The sequence below is a fragment of the Streptomyces sp. NPDC001508 genome (assembly GCF_040298665.1).
Lineage (GTDB): Bacteria > Actinomycetota > Actinomycetes > Streptomycetales > Streptomycetaceae > Streptomyces.
This window is the reverse complement of sequence record NZ_JBEPAP010000021.1, coordinates 78,483-100,669: the sequence shown is the minus strand read 5'-3', so window position 1 is coordinate 100,669 and position 22,187 is coordinate 78,483. Positions and strand designations below refer to the sequence as shown.

General features: G+C 70.7%; 16 protein-coding genes. 9 read left to right on the top strand and 7 right to left on the bottom strand.

The window, feature by feature from the left end; all coding sequences use genetic code 11:
• Window positions 1–110: 110 nt before the first annotated feature.
• A complete protein-coding gene (gene ileS / locus ABT245_RS20515; RefSeq protein WP_351735519.1) occupies window positions 111–3,248 on the bottom strand; it encodes an isoleucine--tRNA ligase in 3,138 nt (1,045 codons plus the stop codon).
• Between the two features lie 607 nt (window positions 3,249–3,855).
• Here ileS and ABT245_RS20510 point away from each other — a divergent pair.
• The 6 genes from ABT245_RS20510 (at window position 3,856) to ABT245_RS20485 (ending at window position 9,835) form a co-directional block, all read left to right on the top strand.
• A complete protein-coding gene (locus ABT245_RS20510) occupies window positions 3,856–5,007 on the top strand; it encodes a TraR/DksA C4-type zinc finger protein (protein WP_351735517.1) in 1,152 nt (383 codons plus the stop codon).
• Between the two features lie 67 nt (window positions 5,008–5,074).
• Complete coding sequence (lspA, locus tag ABT245_RS20505) at window positions 5,075–5,665, top strand: signal peptidase II (RefSeq protein WP_351735515.1); 591 nt, start codon at window positions 5,075–5,077, stop codon at window positions 5,663–5,665.
• An 81-nt stretch (window positions 5,666–5,746) separates the two neighbouring features.
• Window positions 5,747–6,691 carry an RluA family pseudouridine synthase gene (locus tag ABT245_RS20500; protein ID WP_351735513.1) on the top strand — a complete coding sequence of 315 codons (945 nt, stop codon included), beginning with the start codon at window positions 5,747–5,749 and terminating at the stop codon, window positions 6,689–6,691.
• Window positions 6,688–7,155 carry a GNAT family N-acetyltransferase gene (locus ABT245_RS20495; RefSeq protein WP_351735511.1) on the top strand — a complete coding sequence of 156 codons (468 nt, stop codon included), beginning with the start codon at window positions 6,688–6,690 and terminating at the stop codon, window positions 7,153–7,155. The genes ABT245_RS20500 and ABT245_RS20495 overlap by 4 nt, the downstream gene beginning before the upstream one ends.
• A 105-nt stretch (window positions 7,156–7,260) precedes the next feature.
• On the top strand, window positions 7,261–8,847 hold the full coding sequence (locus ABT245_RS20490) for a Na+/H+ antiporter (protein WP_351735509.1): 1,587 nt from the start codon (window positions 7,261–7,263) through the stop codon (window positions 8,845–8,847).
• A gap of 247 nt (window positions 8,848–9,094) precedes the next feature.
• Window positions 9,095–9,835, top strand: coding sequence for an SDR family NAD(P)-dependent oxidoreductase (locus ABT245_RS20485; protein ID WP_351735507.1), 741 nt, complete (start codon window positions 9,095–9,097; stop codon window positions 9,833–9,835).
• Window positions 9,836–9,865: 30 nt separating this feature from the next.
• On the opposite strand, the gene ABT245_RS20480 is transcribed toward ABT245_RS20485, so the two are convergent.
• Window positions 9,866–10,972, bottom strand: coding sequence for a mechanosensitive ion channel family protein (locus ABT245_RS20480; protein WP_351735505.1), 1,107 nt, complete (start codon window positions 10,970–10,972; stop codon window positions 9,866–9,868).
• A 102-nt stretch (window positions 10,973–11,074) separates the two neighbouring features.
• Here ABT245_RS20480 and ABT245_RS20475 point away from each other — a divergent pair, with 102 nt between their 5' ends.
• A complete protein-coding gene (locus tag ABT245_RS20475) occupies window positions 11,075–11,644 on the top strand; it encodes a dienelactone hydrolase family protein (protein WP_351735503.1) in 570 nt (189 codons plus the stop codon).
• A gap of 7 nt (window positions 11,645–11,651) precedes the next feature.
• Here ABT245_RS20475 and ABT245_RS20470 read toward each other — a convergent pair whose 3' ends face one another.
• From ABT245_RS20470 to ABT245_RS20455, 4 genes are all read right to left on the bottom strand, one after another.
• Window positions 11,652–13,322 carry an alkaline phosphatase D family protein gene (locus ABT245_RS20470; protein WP_351735501.1) on the bottom strand — a complete coding sequence of 557 codons (1,671 nt, stop codon included), beginning with the start codon at window positions 13,320–13,322 and terminating at the stop codon, window positions 11,652–11,654.
• A 140-nt stretch (window positions 13,323–13,462) separates the two neighbouring features.
• Window positions 13,463–14,305: a DsbA family protein gene (locus ABT245_RS20465; RefSeq protein WP_351735499.1), complete on the bottom strand. Its 843-nt coding sequence runs from the start codon at window positions 14,303–14,305 to the stop codon at window positions 13,463–13,465.
• 110 nt (window positions 14,306–14,415) lie between these two features.
• A complete protein-coding gene (locus tag ABT245_RS20460; protein ID WP_351735497.1) occupies window positions 14,416–15,132 on the bottom strand; it encodes a hypothetical protein in 717 nt (238 codons plus the stop codon).
• Between the two features lie 66 nt (window positions 15,133–15,198).
• Window positions 15,199–16,548 (bottom strand): DUF2252 domain-containing protein, encoded by a 1,350-nt coding sequence (locus ABT245_RS20455; RefSeq protein ID WP_351735496.1) that lies wholly within the window; start codon window positions 16,546–16,548, stop codon window positions 15,199–15,201.
• A gap of 226 nt (window positions 16,549–16,774) precedes the next feature.
• Here ABT245_RS20455 and dnaE point away from each other — a divergent pair, with 226 nt between their 5' ends.
• On the top strand, window positions 16,775–20,314 hold the full coding sequence (dnaE, locus tag ABT245_RS20450) for a DNA polymerase III subunit alpha (protein WP_351735494.1): 3,540 nt from the start codon (window positions 16,775–16,777) through the stop codon (window positions 20,312–20,314).
• A gap of 147 nt (window positions 20,315–20,461) precedes the next feature.
• Here the strand turns inward: dnaE and ABT245_RS20445 are convergent, their stop codons facing one another.
• The gene (locus ABT245_RS20445) at window positions 20,462–20,641 is read right to left on the bottom strand and encodes a hypothetical protein (RefSeq protein WP_351735492.1); all 180 of its coding nucleotides are present in this window, start codon (window positions 20,639–20,641) and stop codon (window positions 20,462–20,464) included.
• Window positions 20,642–20,863: 222 nt separating this feature from the next.
• Between ABT245_RS20445 and ABT245_RS20440 the strand changes: the two genes are divergently transcribed.
• Window positions 20,864–22,132 (top strand): NYN domain-containing protein, encoded by a 1,269-nt coding sequence (locus ABT245_RS20440; protein ID WP_351735490.1) that lies wholly within the window; start codon window positions 20,864–20,866, stop codon window positions 22,130–22,132.
• The last annotated feature ends 55 nt before the right edge of the window (window positions 22,133–22,187 follow it).

The window sequence follows — 22,187 nt, the reverse complement described above, 5'->3', positions numbered from 1 at the left end:
GTCGCCTTGCCCAAGAGCCCGAGAGTCGTCCGCGTGCGAGCGGCCGTGACCCCGAGAGAGGCAAGCGCTGTCCGTGTGCCCGGCGCCCGGCCCTTGCCGGTTTCTCGGGCCTACGCCTTGCGCAGGCGGAAGGCCAGCGACAACCCCTCGTCGGTGAACGGGTCCCCGTAGGAGTCGTCCGCCTCGCCCTGGGCGAAGTCCGTGGCCAGGACCTCGTCGGCGATCAGGCTCGCATGCTCGGACAGTGCCGCGATGACCGCCGGGTCCGTGGCGGTCCAGCGCAGCGCGATCCGGTCCGCCACGTCGAGACCGCTGTTCTTGCGGGCCTCCTGGATCAGCCTGATCGCGTCACGGGCGAGGCCCGCCTGACGCAACTCCTCGGTGATCTCCAGGTCGAGGGCCACGGTCGCGCCCGAGTCGGAGGCCACCGACCAGCCCTCACGCGGGGTCTCGGTGATGATCACCTCGTCCGGGGCGAGGGTCACCGTCTCGCCGTCGACCTCCACGGACGCCGTGCCCTCGCGCAGGGCCAGGGACAGCGCCGCCGCGTCGGCGTCCGCGATGGCCCTGGCGACATCCTGGACGCGCTTGCCGAACCGCTTGCCCAGCGCGCGGAAGTTCGCCTTGGCCGTCGTGTCGACGAGGGAGCCGCCCACCTCCGAGAGCGAGGCCAGCGAACTGACATTCAGCTCGTCGGTGATCTGCGCGTGCAGCTCGGGGTGGAGGGACTCGAAGCCCGCGACCGCGACCAGCGCCCGGGACAGCGGTTGCCGGGTCTTGACGCCCGACTCCGCGCGCGTGGCGCGGCCCAGCTCCACCAGCCGGCGGACCAGGACCATCTGCCGCGACAGCTCCGGGTCGATCGTGGACAGCTCCGCCTCGGGCCAGGACGCCAGGTGCACCGACTCGGGCGTGCCCGGGGTGACCGGCACGATCAGGTCCTGCCAGACGCGCTCGGTGATGAACGGGGTCAGCGGGGCCATCAGCTTCGTCACCGTCTCGACGACCTCGTGCAGGGTGCGCAGCGCGGCCTTGTCACCCTGCCAGAAGCGGCGGCGCGAGCGGCGGACGTACCAGTTCGAGAGGTCGTCGACGAACGCGGACAGCAGCTTGCCGGCGCGCTGGGTGTCGTACGCCTCCAGGGACTGCGTGACCTGGTCGGTGAGCGCGTGCAGTTCGGAGAGCAGCCAGCGGTCCAGCAGCGGGCGGTCGGCCGGCGCCGGGTCCGCCGCGGACGGGGCCCACTGCGACGTGCGCGCGTACAGAGCCTGGAAGGCGACCGTGTTCCAGTACGTCAGGAGCGTCTTGCGGACGACCTCCTGGATGGTGCCGTGCCCCACGCGACGGGCCGCCCACGGCGAGCCGCCCGCCGCCATGAACCAGCGCACCGCGTCCGCGCCGTGCCGGTCCATGAGGGGGATCGGCTGCAGGATGTTGCCCAGGTGCTTGGACATCTTGCGGCCGTCCTCGGCGAGGATGTGACCCAGGCAGACGACGTTCTCGTACGACGACCTGTCGAAGACCAGGGTGCCGACCGCCATCAGTGTGTAGAACCAGCCGCGGGTCTGGTCGATGGCCTCGGAGATGAACTGCGCCGGGTACCGGCTCTCGAACAGCTCCTTGTTCTTGTACGGGTAGCCCCACTGCGCGAACGGCATCGAACCCGAGTCGTACCAGGCGTCGATGACCTCCGGGACGCGCGTGGCCTCCTGGGCGCACTCGGGGCAGGCGAAGGTGACCTCGTCGATGAACGGGCGGTGCGGGTCGAGGCCGGACTGGTCGGTGCCGGTCAGCTCGGAGAGTTCGGCGCGGGAGCCGACGCAGGTGAGGTGGCCGTCCTCGCAGCGCCAGATCGGCAGCGGGGTGCCCCAGTAGCGGTTGCGGGACAGCGCCCAGTCGATGTTGTTGTTCAGCCAGTCCCCGTACCGGCCGTGCTTGACCGTGTCCGGGAACCAGTTGGTCTTCTCGTTCTCCGCCAGCAGCCGGTCCTTGATCGCCGTGGTGCGGATGTACCAGGACGGCTGCGCGTAGTAGAGCAGCGCCGTGTGGCAGCGCCAGCAGTGCGGGTAGCTGTGCTCGTACGGCACGTGCCGCAGGAGCAGGCCGCGCGCGGCGAGGTCCTCGGTGAGCTTTTCGTCGGCCTTCTTGAAGAAGACGCCGCCCACCAGCGGCACGTCTTCCTCGAAGGTGCCGTCCGGGCGGACCGGGTTGACGACCGGCAGGCCATAGGCGCGGCAGACCTTGAGGTCGTCCTCACCGAAGGCGGGGGACTGGTGGACCAGGCCCGTACCGTCCTCGGTCGTCACATATTCGGCGTTGACCACGTAGTGGGCCGGCTCGGGGAACTCCACCAGCTCGAACGGGCGCCGGTAGGTCCAGCGCTCCATCTCGGCGCCGGTGAACGTCTGCCCGGTGGTCTCCCAGCCCTCGCCGAGCGCCTTGGCGACCAGCGGCTCGGCGACGACCAGCCGCTCCTTGCCGTCGGTCGCGACGACGTAGGTGACCTCGGGGTGCGCCGCGACCGCCGTGTTGGACACCAGGGTCCAGGGGGTGGTCGTCCACACCAGGAGCGCGGCCTCGCCCGCGAGCGGTCCGGAGGTGAGCGGGAAGCGGACGTAGACAGACGGGTCGACGACCGTCTCGTAGCCCTGCGCCAGCTCGTGGTCCGACAGGCCCGTGCCGCACCGCGGGCACCAGGGGGCGACGCGGTGGTCCTGGACCAGCAGGCCCTTGTTGAAGATCTCCTTCAGCGACCACCAGACCGACTCGATGTACTCGGGGTCCATCGTGACGTAGGCGTCGTCGAGGTCGACCCAGTAGCCCATCCGGGTCGTCAGCGAGGAGAAGGCGTCGGTGTGCCGCAGGACGGACTCGCGGCACTTGGCGTTGAACTCGGCGATGCCGTACGCCTCGATGTCCTGCTTGCCGGAGAAGCCCAGCTCCTTCTCGACCGCCAGCTCCACCGGCAGGCCGTGGCAGTCCCAGCCCGCCTTGCGGCCCACGTGGTAGCCGCGCATGGTGCGGAAGCGGGGGAAGACGTCCTTGAAGACGCGGGCCTCGATGTGATGGGCGCCGGGCATGCCGTTGGCGGTGGGCGGGCCCTCGTAGAACACCCATTCGGGGCGGCCCTCGGACTGCTCCAGGGTCTTGGCGAAGATCTTCTGCTCGCGCCAGAAGTCGAGCACCCCGTGTTCCAGGGCGGGCAGGTCCACCTGAGCGGGCACCTGGCGGTACGTCGGCGCTGTCATCTGCGGGCTTCCTCCAACGGAGAGTGCTGCCTTCCGTCGGAGGGACGAGAGCCTTCTGCCTGTCGACGCCGTGTGCGGCGCGCTCCCGCGGTACCACCCTCCTTGGCCCCCCGGTGCGTCGCGGACGCCGGTGAGCCCCCTCATTGAGGTCGCGATGCCGGTTCTACTCGCCGCGGCGGGGGTCCTCCACGGCTTTCTTCCAGCGGCTCCGGGGTGATCTTCACGTCGCGCTCGCCCCCGGGCTTCCACCGTCCCCGGGTCGCTCTGGGCTGCGTACGCCGCTACTCGTCCCCATCCACGCTTTTCGCTCCGCCCAGTGTACGGCGCCCCGGGGACAGCGGCCGACCCGGTTTCCGGCACCGGTGGCGGGGGATCCCCGCAGGTGGTGAGATGACCCGAATGGAGAGGTACGGGTGTTCGTATCCTGGGATGCCCGGCTCGGCGGATTACCCGGCGGGCAGTTGGGCACAACGCATGAAGGCTTGCCGCGCGGGGGTCGCGGGGCGGGCGGATCGGGCGGCGTGCCCCGTTGCCGCGGGACCCAAGTCGATTTATCGTCCCAGCACGATTCGCGAGCAAGATCACAATATGTGAAGGGGCCGCGGCCATGGTGGTGAAGAAGACCGCCGTACAGCAGTCGGCATCGGGCAGGTCCCGGGCCGCTGCCGCGGGTGCCTCCGGCGGCCCCGCCAAGGGCGTGGGAGGCAAGAAGGGCACGCAGGGACGGGCCGCGAAGACGTCGCCCACCTCAAAGCGGGCGCCCTCGAAGAAGGCGGCCGAGACGGCGGTGGCGAAGGGCCCGGCCAAGGAGACCGCCGGAGCGGCGACTCCCCGGAAGGCCGCCGCGCGGAGAAAGACGGCCGAGAAGGCCATGAGCAAGGAGACGGCACCGAAGGCCGCCGAGGAGAGCACTCTGAAGGAGCCGGCCGCCGAGGAGCCGCAGCCGAAGCGGCCGGCCGCGAAGGAGACGGCCGCGAAGAAGCCGACTGTGAAGGAGACGGCCGCTGGGAAGAAGGCGGCCGCCAAGAAGCCGGCTGAGAAGAAGACGGCGGCTGAGAAGCCGGCCGCGAAGGAGACGGCGCAGAAGAAGACGGCCCAGAAGAAGGCCGCCCGGAAGAAGACGGTCGCCAAGAAGGCGGCCAAGGGGTCGGCGGCCGCCGAGCGGACGGTGGCGCAGAAGGGCGGCTTGCCGAAGGACGCCGCCAAGGGCGCGGGCAGCAAGAGCACGGCCAAGAAGGCGGGCGCGGCGCAGGCCGCGAAGCAGACGGGAGCCACGACAGTGGTTGCGAAGAAGACTCCTGGCACGGCCACGGCGGCCAAGACCGCCGTCCCCAACGCACGCCTCGCCGCGGCGGCGGAACCCGGCGAACTCGCGGTCCGCCCGGGCGAGGACCCCTGGACGCCGGAGGAGGTCGAGGAGGCCCGCGCGGAGCTGCTGTCCGAGGCGACGCGACTGCGCACCGAGATCAGCTCCTCCGAGGCCTCACTCGTGGGCCTGATGCGGGACTCCGGGGACGGCGCGGGCGACGACCAGGCGGACACCGGCACCAAGAACATCACGCGCGAGCACGAGATGGCGCTGGCCGCCAACGCGCGCGAGATGCTCGTCCAGACCGAACGCGCCCTGCAACGGCTGGACACGGGCACGTACGGCCTGTGCGAGAACTGCGGCAACCCGATCGGCAAGGCCCGGATGCAGGCCTTCCCGAGGGCCACCCTGTGCGTCGAGTGCAAGCAGAAGCAGGAACGCCGCTACTGAGCGCGTGAGCCGTCACGGGCGTGCCGTAGTCTCATCCTCAGTCAGGTACCTAAGTTGAGGGACTCACGTGGCAGAGGCGGAGCGCATCATCGGTACGCCGGACACCCCGGACGACAGCGACGAGCGGACGGCCGGAGCGGACGAACAGCACATCCCGGCCGAGCGGCCCCGGGGCAGGCGCCGGATCGCCGTGCTCTTCGCGGTGGCCGTCTTCGCGTACGCCCTCGACCTGGTCAGCAAGATGATCGTGGTCGCGAAGCTGGAACACCATGCGCCGATCAAGGTCATCGGGGAGTGGCTGGAGTTCAACGCCATCCGCAACCCCGGTGCCGCCTTCGGGGTCGGACAGGCCTTCACGATCATCTTCACCGTGATCGCGGCGGCCGTGATCGTGGTGATCATCCGTCTGGCCCGCAAGCTCTACAGCCTGCCCTGGGCGATCGCGCTCGGGCTGCTGCTCGGCGGCGCGCTCGGCAACCTGACCGACCGGATCTTCCGTTCGCCGGGCGTCTTCGAGGGTGAGGTCGTCGACTTCATCGCCCCCAAGGGCTTCGCGGTGTTCAACCTGGCCGACTCGGCGATCGTCTGCGGCGGCATCCTGATCGTGCTGCTGTCGTTCCGCGGCCTCGACCCGGACGGCACCGTCCACCGGGACTGACCGCGGCGGACCCCGGATCCGGCCCACGGGGCCGCGGGACTCCCGTACGGGACTGTCGGTCCCGTCCGGCATACTCGACGGGTGAGCACGATTCCCGAGATCCGCACCCTGCCCGTGCCGGACGGCCTGGAGGGCGAGCGCGTCGACGCCGCCATCTCCCGCATGTTCGGCTTCTCCCGGACGAAGGCGGCGGAGCTGGCCGCGGCCGGCAAGGTACAGGTCGACGGCGCGGTGGTCGGCAAGTCGGAGCGGGTGCGCGGCGGGGCCTGGCTGGAGGTCGAGATGCCGCAGGCGCCCGCACCGGTCCAGGTGGTCGCCGAACCGGTCGAGGGCATGGAGATCGTGCACGACGACGAGGACATCGTGGTGATCGTCAAGCCGGTCGGTGTCGCGGCCCATCCGTCGCCGGGCTGGAGCGGGCCGACGGTCATCGGCGGGCTCGCCGCCGCCGGCTACCGGATCTCCACCTCCGGCGCGGCCGAGCGCCAGGGCATCGTGCACCGCCTCGACGTCGGCACGTCGGGCCTGATGGTGGTCGCCAAGTCCGAGTACGCGTACACGTCGCTCAAGCGCCAGTTCAAGGAGCGCACGGTCGACAAGCGCTACCACACGCTGGTCCAGGGCCACCCGGACCCGACCAGCGGCACCATCGACGCGCCCATCGGCCGTCACCCCCAGCACGACTACAAGTGGGCGGTCACCGCCGACGGAAAGCCCTCCGTCACGCACTACGACCTGATCGAGGCGTTCCGTGCGGCCTCCCTGCTCGACGTGAAGCTGGAGACCGGCCGCACCCACCAGATCCGGGTCCACATGGCCGCCCACCGCCACCCCTGCGTCGGCGACCTCACCTACGGCGCCGACCCCACGCTCGCCAAGCGGCTGCGCCTCGGCCGTCAGTGGCTGCACGCCGTGCGCCTCGGCTTCGAGCACCCCGGGGACGGCACCTGGGCCGAGTTCGCCAGCGACTATCCCGAGGATCTTCAGCAGGCGCTGGACCGGGTCCGCGAGGAGACCTACGCGTGACCCCGTCGTACACGGTGCGCGTCGCCGAGGACCCCGCCGACCGCGAGGCGTGCTTCGCGGTGCGCAAGGAGGTCTTCGTCGTCGAGCAGGGGGTCCCGCAGGACATCGAGTACGACGCGTACGACGCCGACGCCGTGCATGTCCTGGCGGTGGGCGCGGACGGCGAGCCGCTCGGCACCGGCCGGCTGCTGCACGGCGCGCAGGCCACCCAGAAGACCGGCGGCGACCCGTCGCTCGGCTCGCTGGGGCGGCTCGCGGTCCGCCGGGAGGCGCGTGGGCTCGGCGTCGGTGTGGCCCTGGTGCGGGCCATCGAGGAGGCGGCACGCGCGCGTGGCCTGACGGCGGTCGACCTGCACGCCCAGACGCACGCCCTGGGTTTCTACGAGCGGCTGGGCTATGTGCCGTACGGGCCGGAGTACCCGGAGGCGGGGATCCCGCACCGGGCGATGCGGCGCGCCCTGTAGCCGCCGGCACCGGGCGGGCGCAAAGGGGGACGGCGGGTGGGCGCAAAGGGGGACATGGCAGGCTTGAACACTGTTGTGTGATCGTCGACTCCCGGAGCGCCGGCCGTGGATCAGTTGGCCCTGTTGTTCGTGTTGCTGCTCGGGGCTCTGATCAGCGTCCCGGTGGGGGACCGGCTCGGGCTGCCGGCGCCGATCCTGGTGACCCTGCTGGGCATTGTCCTCGCGGTGCTCGACTTCGTGCCGAACGTGAACATCCCGCCCGAGCTGATCCTGCCCGCGCTGCTGCCGCCCCTGCTGTACGCGGCGGTGCGGCGCACGTCCTGGCGGCAGTTCGCGGCCAACAAACGGCCGATCTTCCTGCTGGCCGTCGCCCTGGTGTTCGTCACGACCGTCAGCGTGGCGGTCGTGGCCAACGCGATCGTGCCCGGACTGCCGATCGCCGCGGCGGTGGCGCTGGGCGCGCTGGTCGCCCCGCCCGACCCGGTCGCCGCCACCGCCGTTGCCGGGCAGCTGGGACTGCCACGCCGGCTGGTGTCGATCCTGGAGGGCGAGGGGCTGTTCAACGACGTCACCGCGATCGTGCTGTACCACGTGGCGATCGCCGCCGCGGTCGGCGGCACCTTCTCGCCCTGGCGGGCCGGGCTCGACCTGGTGCTGTCCGCCGTGGTCGCCGTCGCCGTGGGACTCGCCCTGGGCTGGGGCGCGAACAGGCTGATGGACGTGCTCGGGGACGCGACGCTGCAGATCGGGCTGACCCTGCTCGTGCCGTACGTGTCGTACGTGCTCGCCGAGGAACTGCGCGGCTCCGGTGTGCTGGCCGTGCTCACCACCGCGCTGTTCATCTCCGAGTACGCCACCGACGCCGACGATGTGATGACCCGGCTCGCCGGGCACACCTTCTGGGACATCGTCGACACGCTCGTCACCGGGGTCGCGTTCGGCCTGATCGGGCTCGAACTGCACAACGCGATCCGGACCGCCGCCGGTCACTGGGCCCAGATGCTCGGCTGGGCCGCCGCCGTGGTGGGCGTCGTGGTGTTCGTGCGGCTGCTGTGGCTGCTGCCCGCCACCTGGCTCACGAAACGGCTGCACGCGAAACGGGACTTCGACGAGGACATCCCGATGAGCATGCGCGAGACCGTCGTCATGTGGTGGTCGGGGATGCGCGGGGTGGCCTCGGTGGCCTTGGCGCTGGCCATTCCGCTGAAGGCCGACAACGGGTCACCGTTCCCCGACCGGGACGAGATCGTGTTCATCGCGTTCGGGGTGATCATGGCGACGCTGGTGCTCCAGGGGCTGACCCTGCCGTGGCTGGTGAAGCGGCTCGGCGTGCGGGCCGACACGGAGCGGGAGAAGGAGTTCGAGAAGCAGCTGGCGGTGCGGGCGGCGCGGGCGGCCAAGCGCAGGCTGCGGGAGATCGAGGAGGTCGAGGACCTGCCGGAGGAGCTGTCCGAGCAGATGCTGCGGCGGGCCTTCGACATCGGTGTGCGGATCAGTCCCGACATCGGCGAGGAGGAGCGCCGCGAGGCGCATGACAAGCGGGTGCGGCGGGTGAAGCGGCTGCGACGGATCCAGGGGGAGCTGCTGAGCGCGGCACGGCACGAGGTGCTGGCGGCGCGGAGCGAGCCGGGGGCGGATCCGGAGATCGTGGACCGGGTGCTGCGCCATCTGGACGTGCGCAGCCTGCGCTGATGCGATCGGCTCGGCTGGCTCGGCTCGGCCTGGCTCGGCCTGGCTCGGCCTGGTCCGGCCTGGTCCGGCCTGGTCCGGTCGGGTGCGGGACGGCGGTCGGTCGTGGGTGCCGGTCCGGGGTATGGGTCCTGGGGTGCCGGTCCTGGGGTGCCGGTCCTGGGGTGCCGGTCCGCGGGTGGTCATATGAGCACATGGGGGCTGTGGATATCCGGAGGCCCGGGTGGCGCCGCGCTCGTACTCTCGGATCATGGCTCGCAACATTGTGATCAGTGGTGGTGGGACGGGGATCGGGCGCGCGGCGGCCCGCGTCTTCGCGGCGGACGGGGACCGGGTGCTGCTGCTCGGCCGACGCGGCGAAGTGCTGGAGCAGGCGGGAGTGCCGGGGGCGCTGACGTACGCCGCCGACCTCGGCGATCCCGCGGCCGTGCGCGGCGTGGCGCGGTTCGTCGCCGAGGAGTTCGGCACCGTGGACGTGCTCGTGCACAGCGCCGGCGGCAACGGGGGCCGGGAGCCCGGGGGACCCGCCGAGGACCCCCTCAACGCCGTCGCGCACACCTGGTCGGTCAACTTCCGGATCAACACCCTGACCGCCGTGCTCCTCACAGAGGCACTGAAGGAGCGGCTCGCCGAGCCCGGCGGGCGGGTGCTGTTCCTCAGCTCCATCGCCGCCTACCGCGGCTCCGGAACCGGGGCGTACGCGGCGGCCAAGGCCGCCCTGCACCCCTACACCCACGATCTGGCCCGGCAGTTGGGCCCGCGCGGCATCACCGTGAACGTGGTGGCGCCCGGCTATGTGGAGGACACCGAGTTCTTCGGTGAGGCGATCGAGGAGGCGAGACGGGAGCGGCTGGTCGCCGAGACGTCCACCGGCCGGGCCGGCACCCCGGGGGATGTCGCGGCCACCCTGCACTGGCTTGCCTCGCCCGGCGCCGCACACATCACGTCCCAGATCGTCCAGGTCAACGGAGGTGCGGAACGCGGCCACTGACCGACCCGGCGCGGCCGCCGGCCGGCCAGGTCACCCCCGGTCCGTCCGTGGCGGCCCGTGCGCCCGCCGTGCTGCCGGGCCGTCCTGGGCGGGGATGCCGCCCGGCGGTTGCACCGCGTCCGCGGTGTTCACCCGGGGCAGCGCGTACGGGTGCTCCGCGCCCAGCCAGCGGATCATCTGCTCGCGCACCGTGACCCGGACCGTCCACACGTCGTCCGAGTCCTTGGCGGTCACCAGGGCACGGACCTGAATGGTGTTCGGCGTCGCGTCGGTGACCGCGAGGTTGCACGCGCGGCCGTCCCAGGCCGGGCACTCGCGCAGGATGTCGCGCAGCTTCTCCCGCATCGCCTCCAGCGGCGCCGAGTGGTCCAGGTGCCAGTAGACGATGCCGGTCATCTGCGGGGTGCCGCGCGACCAGTTCTCGAACGGTTTGGAGGTGAAGTACGACACCGGCATGGTGATCCGGCGCTCGTCCCAGGTCCGCACGGTCAGGAAGGTCAGCGTGATCTCCTCGACCGTGCCCCACTCGCCGTCCACGACCACCACGTCGCCGAGCCGCACCATGTCGCCGAACGCGATCTGCAGCCCCGCGAACAGATTGGCCAGCGTGGACTGGGCGGCGACACCGGCGACGATGCCGAGGATGCCGGCCGAGGCCAGCAGCGAGGCGCCGGCCGCGCGCATCGCCGGGAACGTCAGCAGCATCGCCGCCGCGGCCATCACGCCGACCACGGCGGCCACCACGCGCATGATCAGCGACACCTGTGTGCGCACTCGCCGGACCCGGGCCGGATCGCGGTGCACGCGGGCGTAGCGGGAGTAGGAGGTCTCGACGATCGCCGCCGCGATCCGCACCACCAGCCAGGCCGCCGACCCGATCAGCACCAGCGTCAGCGTCCTGCCCACGGCGACCCTGTGGTCAGGCAGCAGGCGGGCCGGCTCGTAGGAGCCCCTGAGCAGGGCAGCGGCCAGCAGCAGCTGGTACGGGATCCGGCCGCGCCGCAGCAGGCCCCACAGCGGGGTCTCGTGGTGCCGTGCGTCGGCCTTGCGCAGCAGCAGGTCCGTGGCCCAGCCGATGAGCAGGGTCAGAAGGACACAGCCACCGACCACGATCAGGGGGCGGAGCACGTTTTCCATGCCTGAAAACGTAACCGGCCCCGGCCGCCCTGAACCTGCGGATCGGTGACGGGAGGGATCAGACCGTGTGGCGCTGTCGTACCCGGCTGGCACGATGGCGGCATGAACATCATGCTCTTTCACTCGGCCTATGGCCTCAGACCGGCGGTGCGCGCCGCGGCCGACCGGTTGCGGGCCGCCGGGCACGAGGTGTGGACGCCGGACCTCTTCGCGGGGCGCACGTTCGAGACGGTCGAGGAGGGCATGGCCTGCAAGGACGAGATCGGCAAGGAGGAGCTGCTGAAGCGGGCCGTGCTGGCGGCGGCCCCCTACTCGGAGCGCGGACTGGTGTACGCCGGGTTCTCGCTCGGAGCCTCCCTCGCGCAGACCCTGGCCCTCGGCGACGAGAAGGCGCGCGGTCTGCTGCTCCTGCACGGCACGTCGGACCTCGCGCCGGGCGTCTCCGTGGACGGCCTGCCGGTCCAGCTGCATGTGGCCGAGCCGGACCCGTTCGAGACGGACGACTGGCTGAGCGCCTGGTATCTGCAGATGGGCAGGGCAGGCGCGGACGTCGAGGTGTACCGGTACGCCGGGGCCGGCCATCTGTACACCGACCCCGGGCTGCCGGACTACGACGAGGAGGCGGCCGAGGCCACCTGGCGGGTGGCACTCGGCTTCCTCGACGCTCTGTAGTCCCCGGCTACACCGGGTCGTAGGCGCGCTCGACCTTCTGGGTGCCGTTGCGCGTGCGGTACGAGCGCGCCCAGGAGGAGGTCGCGTCCGCGGCGGTGCGGTCGGACAGGGTGTAGTAGTCCATCTGCGCGCGGTCGGCGGTGAGGTCCAGCACGCCGTAGCCGTGGCGGTCGGTGTCGACCCAGTGGACGTGCCGGTTGGCCGCGCGGATGATCGGCGCGGCGATCGCCGAGACGGTGCCCTCGGGGACTTTCACGATGTCGTCGAGATTGTCGGAGGTGACTGAGGTGACCACGAACTCGGTGGCGGCCGACGGCGACAGCGGGTAGGTCCCGGCGTCCACGGGCACGTCGTTGGCCCAGGCCATGTGGATGTCGCCGGTGAGGAAGACGGTGTTGCGGATCGCGTTCGAGCGTAGATGGGCGAGGAGTTCGCGGCGGTCGTCGGTATAGCCGTCCCACTGGTCGGTGTTGAGGGCGAGCCCTTCCTGGGGCAGCCCGAGCAGCTTGGCGAGCGGCCCGAGCAGGTCGGCGGTCAGCGAACCGATCGTGAACGGCGCGATCATCACCGAGTTGCCGACCAGCCGCCAGGTGGTGTCGGACGCCTTCAACCCGGCCTTCAGCCAGTCGAGTTGCGCGCGGCCGGTGATCGTACGGTCCGGGTCGTCCACCGAACCGCTGCCCGTGGACACCTGCTGCGAGCGGAAGGAGCGCAGATCGAGCAGGGACAGGTCGGCGAGCCTGCCGAAGCGCAGCCGGCGGTAGGTGGTGCCCTCGGTGGCCGGGCGCACCGGCATCCACTCGAAGTAGGCCTGCCGGGCGGCCGCCTGGCGGATGCTCCAGGTGCCCTCGGCGCCCTCGGTGTGGTTCTCGGCGCCGCCGGACCAGGCGTCGTTGGCGAACTCGTGGTCGTCCCAGATCGCGATGACCGGCGCTCGCTGGTGCAGGGCCCGCAGATCGGGGTCGGTCTTGTACGCGCCGTGCCGGGCACGGTAGTCGGCGAGCGTGGTGATCTCGTGCGTGGGCGTGTGCGGGCGGACGACCCTGCCGCGGGTCCCGTAGTCGCCGGACCCGTACTCGTAGATGTAGTCGCCGAGGTGCAGCCAGGCGTCCAGGTCGCCGCGCGCCGCGAGGTGGCGGTACGCGGCGAAGTGGCCGGCCTCCCAGTTGGCGCAGGAGACCACGCCGAAGCGCAGGCCCGTGACGGTCGCGTCCGCCGCCGGCGCGGTGCGGGTGCGCGCCACCGGGGAGTCGGCGCCGCCGGCCGAGAAGCGGAACCAGTAGTCCGTGCCCGGCCGGAGGCCGCGGATGTCGGCCTTGACGGTGTGGTCGGCCGCTGCCGTCGCGGTCGTGGAGCCCCGGGCGACGACGTCCAGCAGGGCCTTGTCCCGGGCGACGACCCAGCTGACCTCGGTGTCCGGGCCGATGCCGGAGCCGGGGACGGCATCGTCGCCCGGGGTCACCCGGGTCCACAGCAGGATGCCGTCGGGCAGAGGGTCGCCGGAGGCGACGCCGTGCAGGAAGGCGGGGGCCTGCGCGGCGGCCCAGGCGGGCAGCGCCGCGGCGAGCGGCGCGGCGGTTATGGCCGCGCCGGCGGTGGCCGCGGCGGCCTTGACGACCGTACGGCGGCGTGGCGAGGGGGAGTTGGTGCCCTCGGGTGCTCTGTATCGTCTGGTCACGACCGATCAGGTTACTGATCGGTACGAACGAGAGCGGGCGAACATGGGGAAGTTCGCCCGCTCTTCATCCCGGCGCCAGATCCGGGCGCCAGATCCGGGCGCCAGATCCGGGCGCCAGATCCGGGCGCGGGATCCGGGTGTCAGCCCTTGAGGGCCGCGTCCACCACCCGGTTGAAGTCGTCCACCGTCATGGGCGGGTTGCCCTGGCTGTCAGCGGTGAGGATCTTGCCGTCCATGACGAAGCTAGGGGTGCCCGTCACGCCGTCCTTGTTGGTGTCGAAGGCCTTCGACATGGCGAGGGCCCAGGCGTCGTAGGTGCCGCTCTTCACCGCGTCCTGGAACTTGGTGTTGCCCTTCAGCGCCGGCACGGTGTCCGCGACCTTGATGAGGTAGTCGTCGCTCTTGAACTTGTCGTCGGTCTCCTGCGGGTGCCACTTCGCCGAGTAGAGAGCCGCCTTGTAGTCGAGGAACGCCTCCGGGCTGACGTTCAGCGCGGCACCCATGGCGCTCATCGCGTTCTTGGAGCCCTCGCCGTTGCTGCCGACCTTGCCCTTGCCCAGCGAGTCGCCGTCGAGGAATGTGCCGCCGATGTACTGGATCTTGAACTTGCCGTCGTCGACGTCCTTCTTCAGGATCGGACCGACGGTCTGCTCGAACTGGGCGCAGACCGGGCAGCGCGGGTCCTCGAAGACCTTGAGGGTCTTCTTCGCGCTGCTCTTGCCGATCTCCACGGTGGTGCCGTCGGTACCGGTGGTGTTGGCCGGGGCGACGACCTTGTCGTCCTTCTGGGCCTCCCAGTGGCTGGGCTTGTTGGCCTGGACGACGGCCCAGCCTATGCCGCCGGCGGCGGCGAGTACGGCCACCACCGAGCAGGCCACGACGAGTTGCCGCCTGACCTTGGCGCGCTTGGCCTGCCGCTCGCGTTCCTCGCGCAGCCGCTCCCGGGCCGCTGTCTTCGCCGCCTGGCTGTTCCGCTTGCTCATATTGGTGATCTCCATGTGGGACGCGCACATGTCGTGCGCGGGATACGTAGTAGGGGGGACTTCTGGTGCTCAGCTGTGTCCGGTCCGTCGCGACGGGCCGACGGCCTCGCTCAGGCGAAGGCCGAAGAGCCCGACGGGGCCGGGCGGCACGAGCACGGCGGTCCACGCCGTCCCAGGGAGTGCACGAGAAGCCGGTCGCGGGCGGCGGCCGCCCGCGGCGCGGGGCGCGGCAGCCGGCGCGCCGGAACGCGCCGCACCACCACCGCCACCGCGGCCACCGCCAGCAGCAGCGGCCGGAACGTGGTGGCGGCGACCGCGCGCAGCAGTTGCGCCAGCGCCCGCTCGCCGCGGCGCAGCCAGCAGGCCGCCAGGAGCCCCACGCAGACATGCGCGGCGAGCAGCAGCCAGGAGGCGGCCGGGTCGGCGTGCGCGAGCAGCGCGGAGGCGGGGCGGCCGGGGCCGCCGGTCACCTGGGCCAGCGGGGCGCCCACGGCGCCGCCCTGGCACAGCACGTCCAGCCCCACCGCGCGCAGCGGGCCGGCGACCGGGCCGCCGGCCCGGCCGTAGCAGGCGTGCTGGCCGGTGGTGAAGACCGTGTCGGCGGCCAGCTCCAGCGGAATCAGCAGGGCCGCGATATGGCCGAAACCGCGTTCGCGGCCCGCCAGGGCGTACGCGGTGACGAAGATCCCGGCGGCGACCGCGGCCACCGTCGGCAGCGGCAGCGGGACCTGGGACAGCAGCACGTGCGACGCGGTGCTGAGCGTCACGACGAAGGCCGTGAACAGCGCCGCGCGCACGGCTCTGAGCTGGGTCCCGGATATGTCCATAGCGGTGGAGAGTCTGTCACGTACTCATGTAGGAGACCCCTAAAGGGTGCCTGTGAGTCCCATGGATCACAGCCCACGAATCCGGCCGTTGCGGAACAGGTCGACGAAGATCTGGTGGTCGGCACGCGCGCGTGCGCCGTAGCGGTGGGCGAAGTCGGTCAGCAGGGCCGGGAAGCCGTCCTCGTCGGCCGCGATCGCCGCGTCGATGGCCCGCTCCGTGGAGAACGGCACCAGGGACTCGCCGGAGGTGTCGTCCGCCGCGGCGTGCATCGTCGCGGTGGCCCGGCCCAGGTCGGCGACGACGGAGGCGATCTCCTCCAGGTCGTCGATGTCGCCCCAGTCCAGGTCCACGGCGTACGGCGAGACCTCGGCGACCAGCTGGCCCGCGCCGTCCAGCTCGGTCCAGCCCAGCCACGGGTCGGCGTGCGCCTGCAGGGCACGCTGGGAGATCACCGTGCGATGGCCCTCGTGCTGGAAGTAGTCGCGGATCGCCGGGTCGGTCACATGCCGGGAGACGGCCGGGGTCTGGGCCTGCTTGATGTAGATCACGACATCGTTCTCCAGGGCGTCGCTGTTGCCCTCCAGGAGGATGTTGTACGACGGCAGCCCGGCCGAGCCGATGCCGATGCCGCGCCGCCCCACGACGTCCTTCACGCGGTAGGAGTCCGGGCGCTCCAGCGACGACTCCGGCAGTGTCTCCAGATAGCCGTCGAAGGCGGCGAGCACCTTGTAGCGGGTCGCCGCGTCCAGCTCGATGGAGCCGCCGCCGGGCGCGAAGCGGCGCTCGAAGTCGCGGATCTCGGTCATGGAGTCCAGCAGCCCGAAGCGGGTCAGCGAGCGCGCGTCACGCAGCGCGTCGAGCAACGGACCCTGCGCCGTGTCCAGCGTGAAGGGCGGCACCTCGTCGCGCTTGGCGCCGGTGGCCAGGGCGTGGACGCGCTCGCGGTAGGCGGACGCGTACACGGAGACCAGGTCGGTGATCTGCTCGTCGCCGAGCGCCTTCGCGTACCCGATGAGGGCGATGGAGGCGGAGAAGCGCTTCAGGTCCCAGGTGAACGGGCCGACGTACGCCTCGTCGAAGTCGTTGACGTTGAAGACCAGGCGGCCGTTGGAGTCCATGTAGGTGCCGAAGTTCTCCGCGTGCAGGTCGCCGTGGATCCACACGCGCGAGGTGCGCTCGTCCAGGTACGGTCCGGCGAGTATCCGGCCGGCACCCCGCTCGGCCTGCTCGGCGTCGAGGTCGTGGTAGAAGAGGCACGCGGTGCCCCGGTAGAACGCGAACGCCGAGGCCGCCATCTTCCGGAACTTCACGCGGAACGCGGCCGGGTCGGCGGCCAGCAGCTCGCCGAAGGCGGTGTCGAAGACGGCGAGGATCTCCTCGCCGCGCTGCTCGTCGTTGAGCTGGGGGACCGACATCGCTGGGTGCCTCCTGATGCGGATGGTGCGTGACATGGGGGGCGGATCTTCCTCCCTCCCGGCAACGTGCGACGGGTCGGGGGAGTGCCCGTCCTCTCGGGATGAAGGTACGCGGGGGAGCCCGCCGGGTGTCAGTGCCGAGGCATAGACTTCGACGCTGTCCCCCCGGACCGTCCGCAGACGATCGGAAGATCGTCGACGATTGTTTCCTTTGGAGGCCGAAACCGTGTCGAAGCCGCCCTTCACGCACCTGCACGTCCACACCCAGTACTCGCTGCTGGACGGTGCCGCGCGGCTCAAGGACATGTTCAACGCCTGCAACGAGATGGGCATGACCCATATCGCCATGTCCGACCACGGCAACCTCCACGGGGCGTACGACTTCTTCCACTCCGCTAAGAAGGCCGGGGTCACCCCGATCATCGGCATCGAGGCGTACGTCGCCCCGGAGTCACGGCGCAACAAGCGCAAGATCCAGTGGGGCCAGCCGCACCAGAAGCGGGACGACGTCTCCGGCTCCGGCGGTTACACCCACAAGACGATCTGGGCGGCCAACAGGACGGGCCTGCACAACCTCTTCCGGCTGTCCTCCGACGCGTACGCCGAGGGCTGGCTGCAGAAGTGGCCCCGCATGGACAAGGAGACCATCGCCCAGTGGTCGGAGGGCCTGATCGCCTCCACCGGCTGTCCGTCCGGCGAACTACAGACCCGGCTGCGCCTCGGCCAGTACGACGAGGCACTGAAGTCGGCCGCCGAGTACCAGGAGATCTTCGGCAAGGACCGCTACTTCCTGGAGCTGATGGACCACGGGATCGACATCGAGCGCCGGGTCCGCGACGGCCTCCTGGAGATCGGCAAGAAGCTCGGCATCCCCCCGCTGGTCACCAACGACTCGCACTACACGTACGCGCAGGAGGCGACCGCCCATGACGCGCTGCTGTGCATCCAGACCGGCAAGAACCTCTCCGACCCCGACCGCTTCAAGTTCGACGGCACGGGCTACTACCTGAAGTCCACGGACGAGATGTACGCCATCGACTCCTCGGACGCCTGGCAGGAGGGCTGCCGCAACACCCTGCTGGTGGCCGAGCAGATCGACACCACGGGCATGTTCGAAAAGCGCGACCTCATGCCCAAGTTCGACATCCCCGAGGGCTACACCGAGGTCACCTGGTTCAAGGAGGAGGTCCGCCGCGGCATGGAGCGCCGCTTCCCGGGGGGCATCCCCGAGGACCGCCAGAAGCAGGCCGAGTACGAGATGGACACCATCATCTCGATGGGCTTCCCCGGCTACTTCCTCGTGGTCGCCGACTTCATCATGTGGGCCAAGAACAACGGCATCGCCGTCGGTCCCGGCCGCGGCTCCGCGGCCGGGTCCATCGTCGCCTACGCCATGGGCATCACCGACCTCGACCCGATCCCGCACGGCCTGATCTTCGAGCGGTTCCTCAACCCCGAGCGCATCTCGATGCCCGACGTCGACATCGACTTCGACGAGCGTCGGCGCGTCGAGGTGATCAGGTACGTGACGGAGAAGTACGGCGCCGACAAGGTCGCCATGATCGGCACCTACGGCACCATCAAGGCCAAGAACGCGATCAAGGACTCCGCGCGCGTGCTCGGCTATCCGTACGCGATGGGCGACCGGATCACCAAGGCCATGCCCGCGGACGTCCTCGGCAAGGGCATCCCGCTGTCCGGCATCACCGACTCGCAGCACCCCCGCTACTCGGAAGCGGGCGAGGTCCGCGGGATGTACGAGAACGAGCCGGACGTGAAGAAGGTCATCGACACCGCGCGCGGTGTGGAGGGCCTGGTGCGGCAGATGGGCGTGCACGCCGCCGGCGTGATCATGTCCAGCGAGACCATCACCGAGCACGTCCCGGTGTGGGTGCGGCACACGGACGGCGTGACCATCACACAGTGGGACTACCCGAGCTGTGAGTCGCTCGGCCTGCTGAAGATGGACTTCCTGGGCCTGCGCAACCTCACGATCATGGACGACGCCGTCAAGATGGTGAAGGCCAACAAGGGCGTCGACATCGACCTCCTCGGCCTTCCGCTCGACGACCCGACGACCTTCGACCTGCTCCAGCGCGGCGACACTCTCGGTGTCTTCCAGTTCGACGGCGGCCCGATGCGCTCGCTGCTGCGCCTGATGAAGCCGGACAACTTCGAAGACATCTCCGCCGTGTCCGCCCTGTACCGGCCGGGCCCGATGGGCATGAACTCGCACACCAACTACGCGCTGCGCAAGAACGGCCAGCAGGAGATCACGCCGATCCACCCGGAGCTCGAGGAACCGCTCAAGGAGGTCCTGGACGTCACCTACGGCCTGATCGTCTACCAGGAGCAGGTGCAGAAGGCCGCCCAGATCATCGCGGGCTACTCGCTCGGCGAGGCCGACATCCTCCGCCGCGTCATGGGCAAGAAGAAGCCCGAGGAACTGGCGAAGAACTTCACCATCTTCCAGGCCGGCGCCCGTAAGAACGACTACAGCGACGAGGCCATCCAGGCCCTGTGGGACGTGCTGGTCCCGTTCGCCGGCTACGCGTTCAACAAGGCGCACTCGGCCGCGTACGGACTGGTGTCGTACTGGACCGCGTATCTGAAGGCGAACTACCCGGCCGAGTACATGGCCGGGCTGCTGACCTCCGTCAAGGACGACAAGGACAAGTCGGCGGTCTACCTCAACGAGTGCCGCCGCATGGGCATCAAGGTGCTCCCGCCGAACGTCAACGAGTCCGAGTCGAACTTCGCCGCGCAGGGCGACGACGTGATCCTCTTCGGCCTCTCCGCGGTGCGCAACGTCGGCACGAACGTGGTCGAGTCGATCATCAAGTGCCGCAAGGCCAAGGGGAAGTACGCCTCCTTCCCCGACTATCTCGACAAGGTCGACGCGGTGGTGTGCAACAAGCGCACCACGGAATCGCTCATCAAGGCGGGCGCCTTCGACACGATGGGCCACACCCGCAAGGGCCTCACCGCGCAGTACGAGCCGATGATCGACAACGTGGTCGCGGTCAAACGCAAGGAGGCCGAGGGCCAGTTCGACCTCTTCGGCGGGATGGGCGAGGACACCGGCAGCGAGCCCGGCTTCGGCCTCGACGTGGAGTTCACCACCGACGAGTGGGAAAAGACCTATCTGCTCGCCCAGGAGCGGGAGATGCTCGGTCTGTATGTCTCAGACCACCCGCTCTTCGGCCTGGAGCATGTGCTGTCCGACAAGGCCGACGCGGGCATCGCCCAGCTCACCGGAGGCGAGCACGCGGACGGCGCCGTCGTCACCATCGGCGGCATCATCTCGGGCCTGCAGCGCAAGATGACCAAGCAGGGCAACGCCTGGGCGATCGCCACGGTGGAGGATCTCGCGGGCTCCATCGAGTGCATGTTCTTCCCGGCCACGTACCAGCTGGTGTCGACCCAACTTGTCGAGGACGCCGTGGTGTTCGTCAAGGGCCGCCTCGACAAGCGCGAGGACGTGCCGCGGCTCGTCGCGATGGAGCTGATGGTCCCGGACCTGTCCAACGCGGGCACCAACGCGCCCGTGGTGCTCACCATCCCGGCGCTCAAGGTGACCCCGCCGATGATCAGCCGCCTCGGCGAGATCCTCAGTCACCACCGGGGCGACAGCGAGGTCCGGATCAAGCTCCAGGGCCCGCGCAAGACGACGGTGCTGCGCCTCGACCGGCACCGGGTGAAGCCGGATCCGGCGCTGTTCGGCGACTTGAAGGTGCTGCTCGGTCCGTCCTGCCTGGCCGGCTGACATCCCGCGGCGCGGTCCGCCGCGGCGGACCCGCACCGGGCCCGGCGGCCCGCACCAGCCGCGAGGGGCGCACCCGCGCGGGGTGCGCCCCTCGTGTGCCTGGGTCTCGCGGCCCCGTCGGGCCGTGCGAGTCCGAACCGGCGAGCGTCAGTTGTGGCCGAAGCTCTTCTTCTGCTTACGGGCACCATCCGCCGGACCGCCCTGGGTGTGCGCCATCGACGCCTCGTGGGACTCCGTCGTCGTCCGCGGCGACTGCTGCTGGGCCTGCTCGGCCTGCGCGGCGCGGTTCTGCGGGCCGGCCTGCTTGCGGTTCTTGTTCTTGGCCATGGTGATCTGCCTCCTGGGGAACTAGGGGTCAGGGCCGCCATCAGATTCACATAGGCTGGCAACAGTCGCATTTCGGATAATTACCGTGCGTGACAGGGTAGGTCAGGACAAACAACTTGGATACGCCACGCCGAAGATCGAGTTCGAACCGTTAACCCCCGCGTGGTCGGGCAGACTCGAAGCACAGCCCGAAGCAAACCTCCCGGGAAGAGGGTGAGTCGCGTGGACCGCTGCGTCGTCCTGGTGGACGCTGGGTATCTGCTGGGGGCCGCCGCCAGTCTCCTCGCCGGCGAGCCCTCCCGCTCCCGCATCACCGTCGACCACGCCGCGCTCATCCAGGCGCTGCGCGAACGCGCCGAGGCCGACACGGAACGGCCGTTGCTGCGCATCTACTGGTTCGACGGCGCCCCCGACCGGGTCCCGCAGCCCGAACACCGCCGGCTGCGCGTGATGCCCCGCGTCACCGTCCGGCTCGGCGCCCTGACCCGCAGCGACGGACGCTGGGCGCAGAAGGGCGTGGACGCGGCCATGCACGCCGAGCTGACCGAACTGGCCCGCAACCGCGCCTGCTCCGACATCGTCCTGGTCACCGGCGACGGCGACCTGCTGCCGGGCATGATGGCCGCCAAGGAGCACGGCGTCGCCGTCCATCTGTGGGCCGTACAGGCCGCCGACGGCGACTACAACCAGTCCGAGGACCTGGTCGCCGAGGCCGACGAGCGGCGCGTCCTCGACCGTACGTGGATCACCAAGGCCGTACGCGCCAAGGAACTCACCGGCATCTGCGCACCGCCGCCCGCGCCCCGGCCCGAGATCGCCGCGATCCTCTCCGCGCCGCTGCCCGAGTCCGCGCTCACCGCCGCCGAACCGTCCGCCGCCGAGGACGCCGAGCGCGCCCCGGCGGCCGGGACGGCGCAGGACGGCGAGCCCGAGCGGGTGCCCGCGCCCAAGGGCGTACCCACCCCCAAGGACCTCGCCGCGCTGCGCGCCCCCGGCGCCCAGCCCGTCCAGCACCCCGCGACCGCGACCCTGCGCTGGTCCTCCGACAAGGGCTGGGTGGACCGCCCCGGCGCCCCGGCCGAGTCCCCCGACGCCGCCTCCATGCCGACGCTGGCCCAGCTGACCACGGCCGAGCAGCGCTGGGCCGACCGTGAGGAGGACATCACGACGGTCGGCGGCGACCCCTACGAGGTCGGGCAGGTCTTCGCCCGGCGCTGGATGTCCCGCCTCGGGGACCCGGGCCATCTGCAGAAGCTGTCCGGCATGTACCCGCGGGTCCCGCACCGCATCGACGGCGAGCTGCTCAGGTACGCGGCCCGCTTCGGGCTCCTCGCCCACAAGGACGACCAGATCGACGAGCACGACCGTTACGCCATCCGGGCGGGGTTCTGGCGGGAGATCGACGTCCGGACCGCCGCCGAGCACGGTCCCGGCGGGGAGCGGGCCGAGCCGACGGCCCCCAACGGAGAGCGGGCCCCGCGCACCCCTTAGGCTCGTCCCTTGTGAGGACGCGCGCGGCACAGGCACTTCGGCACCCCGATGACCT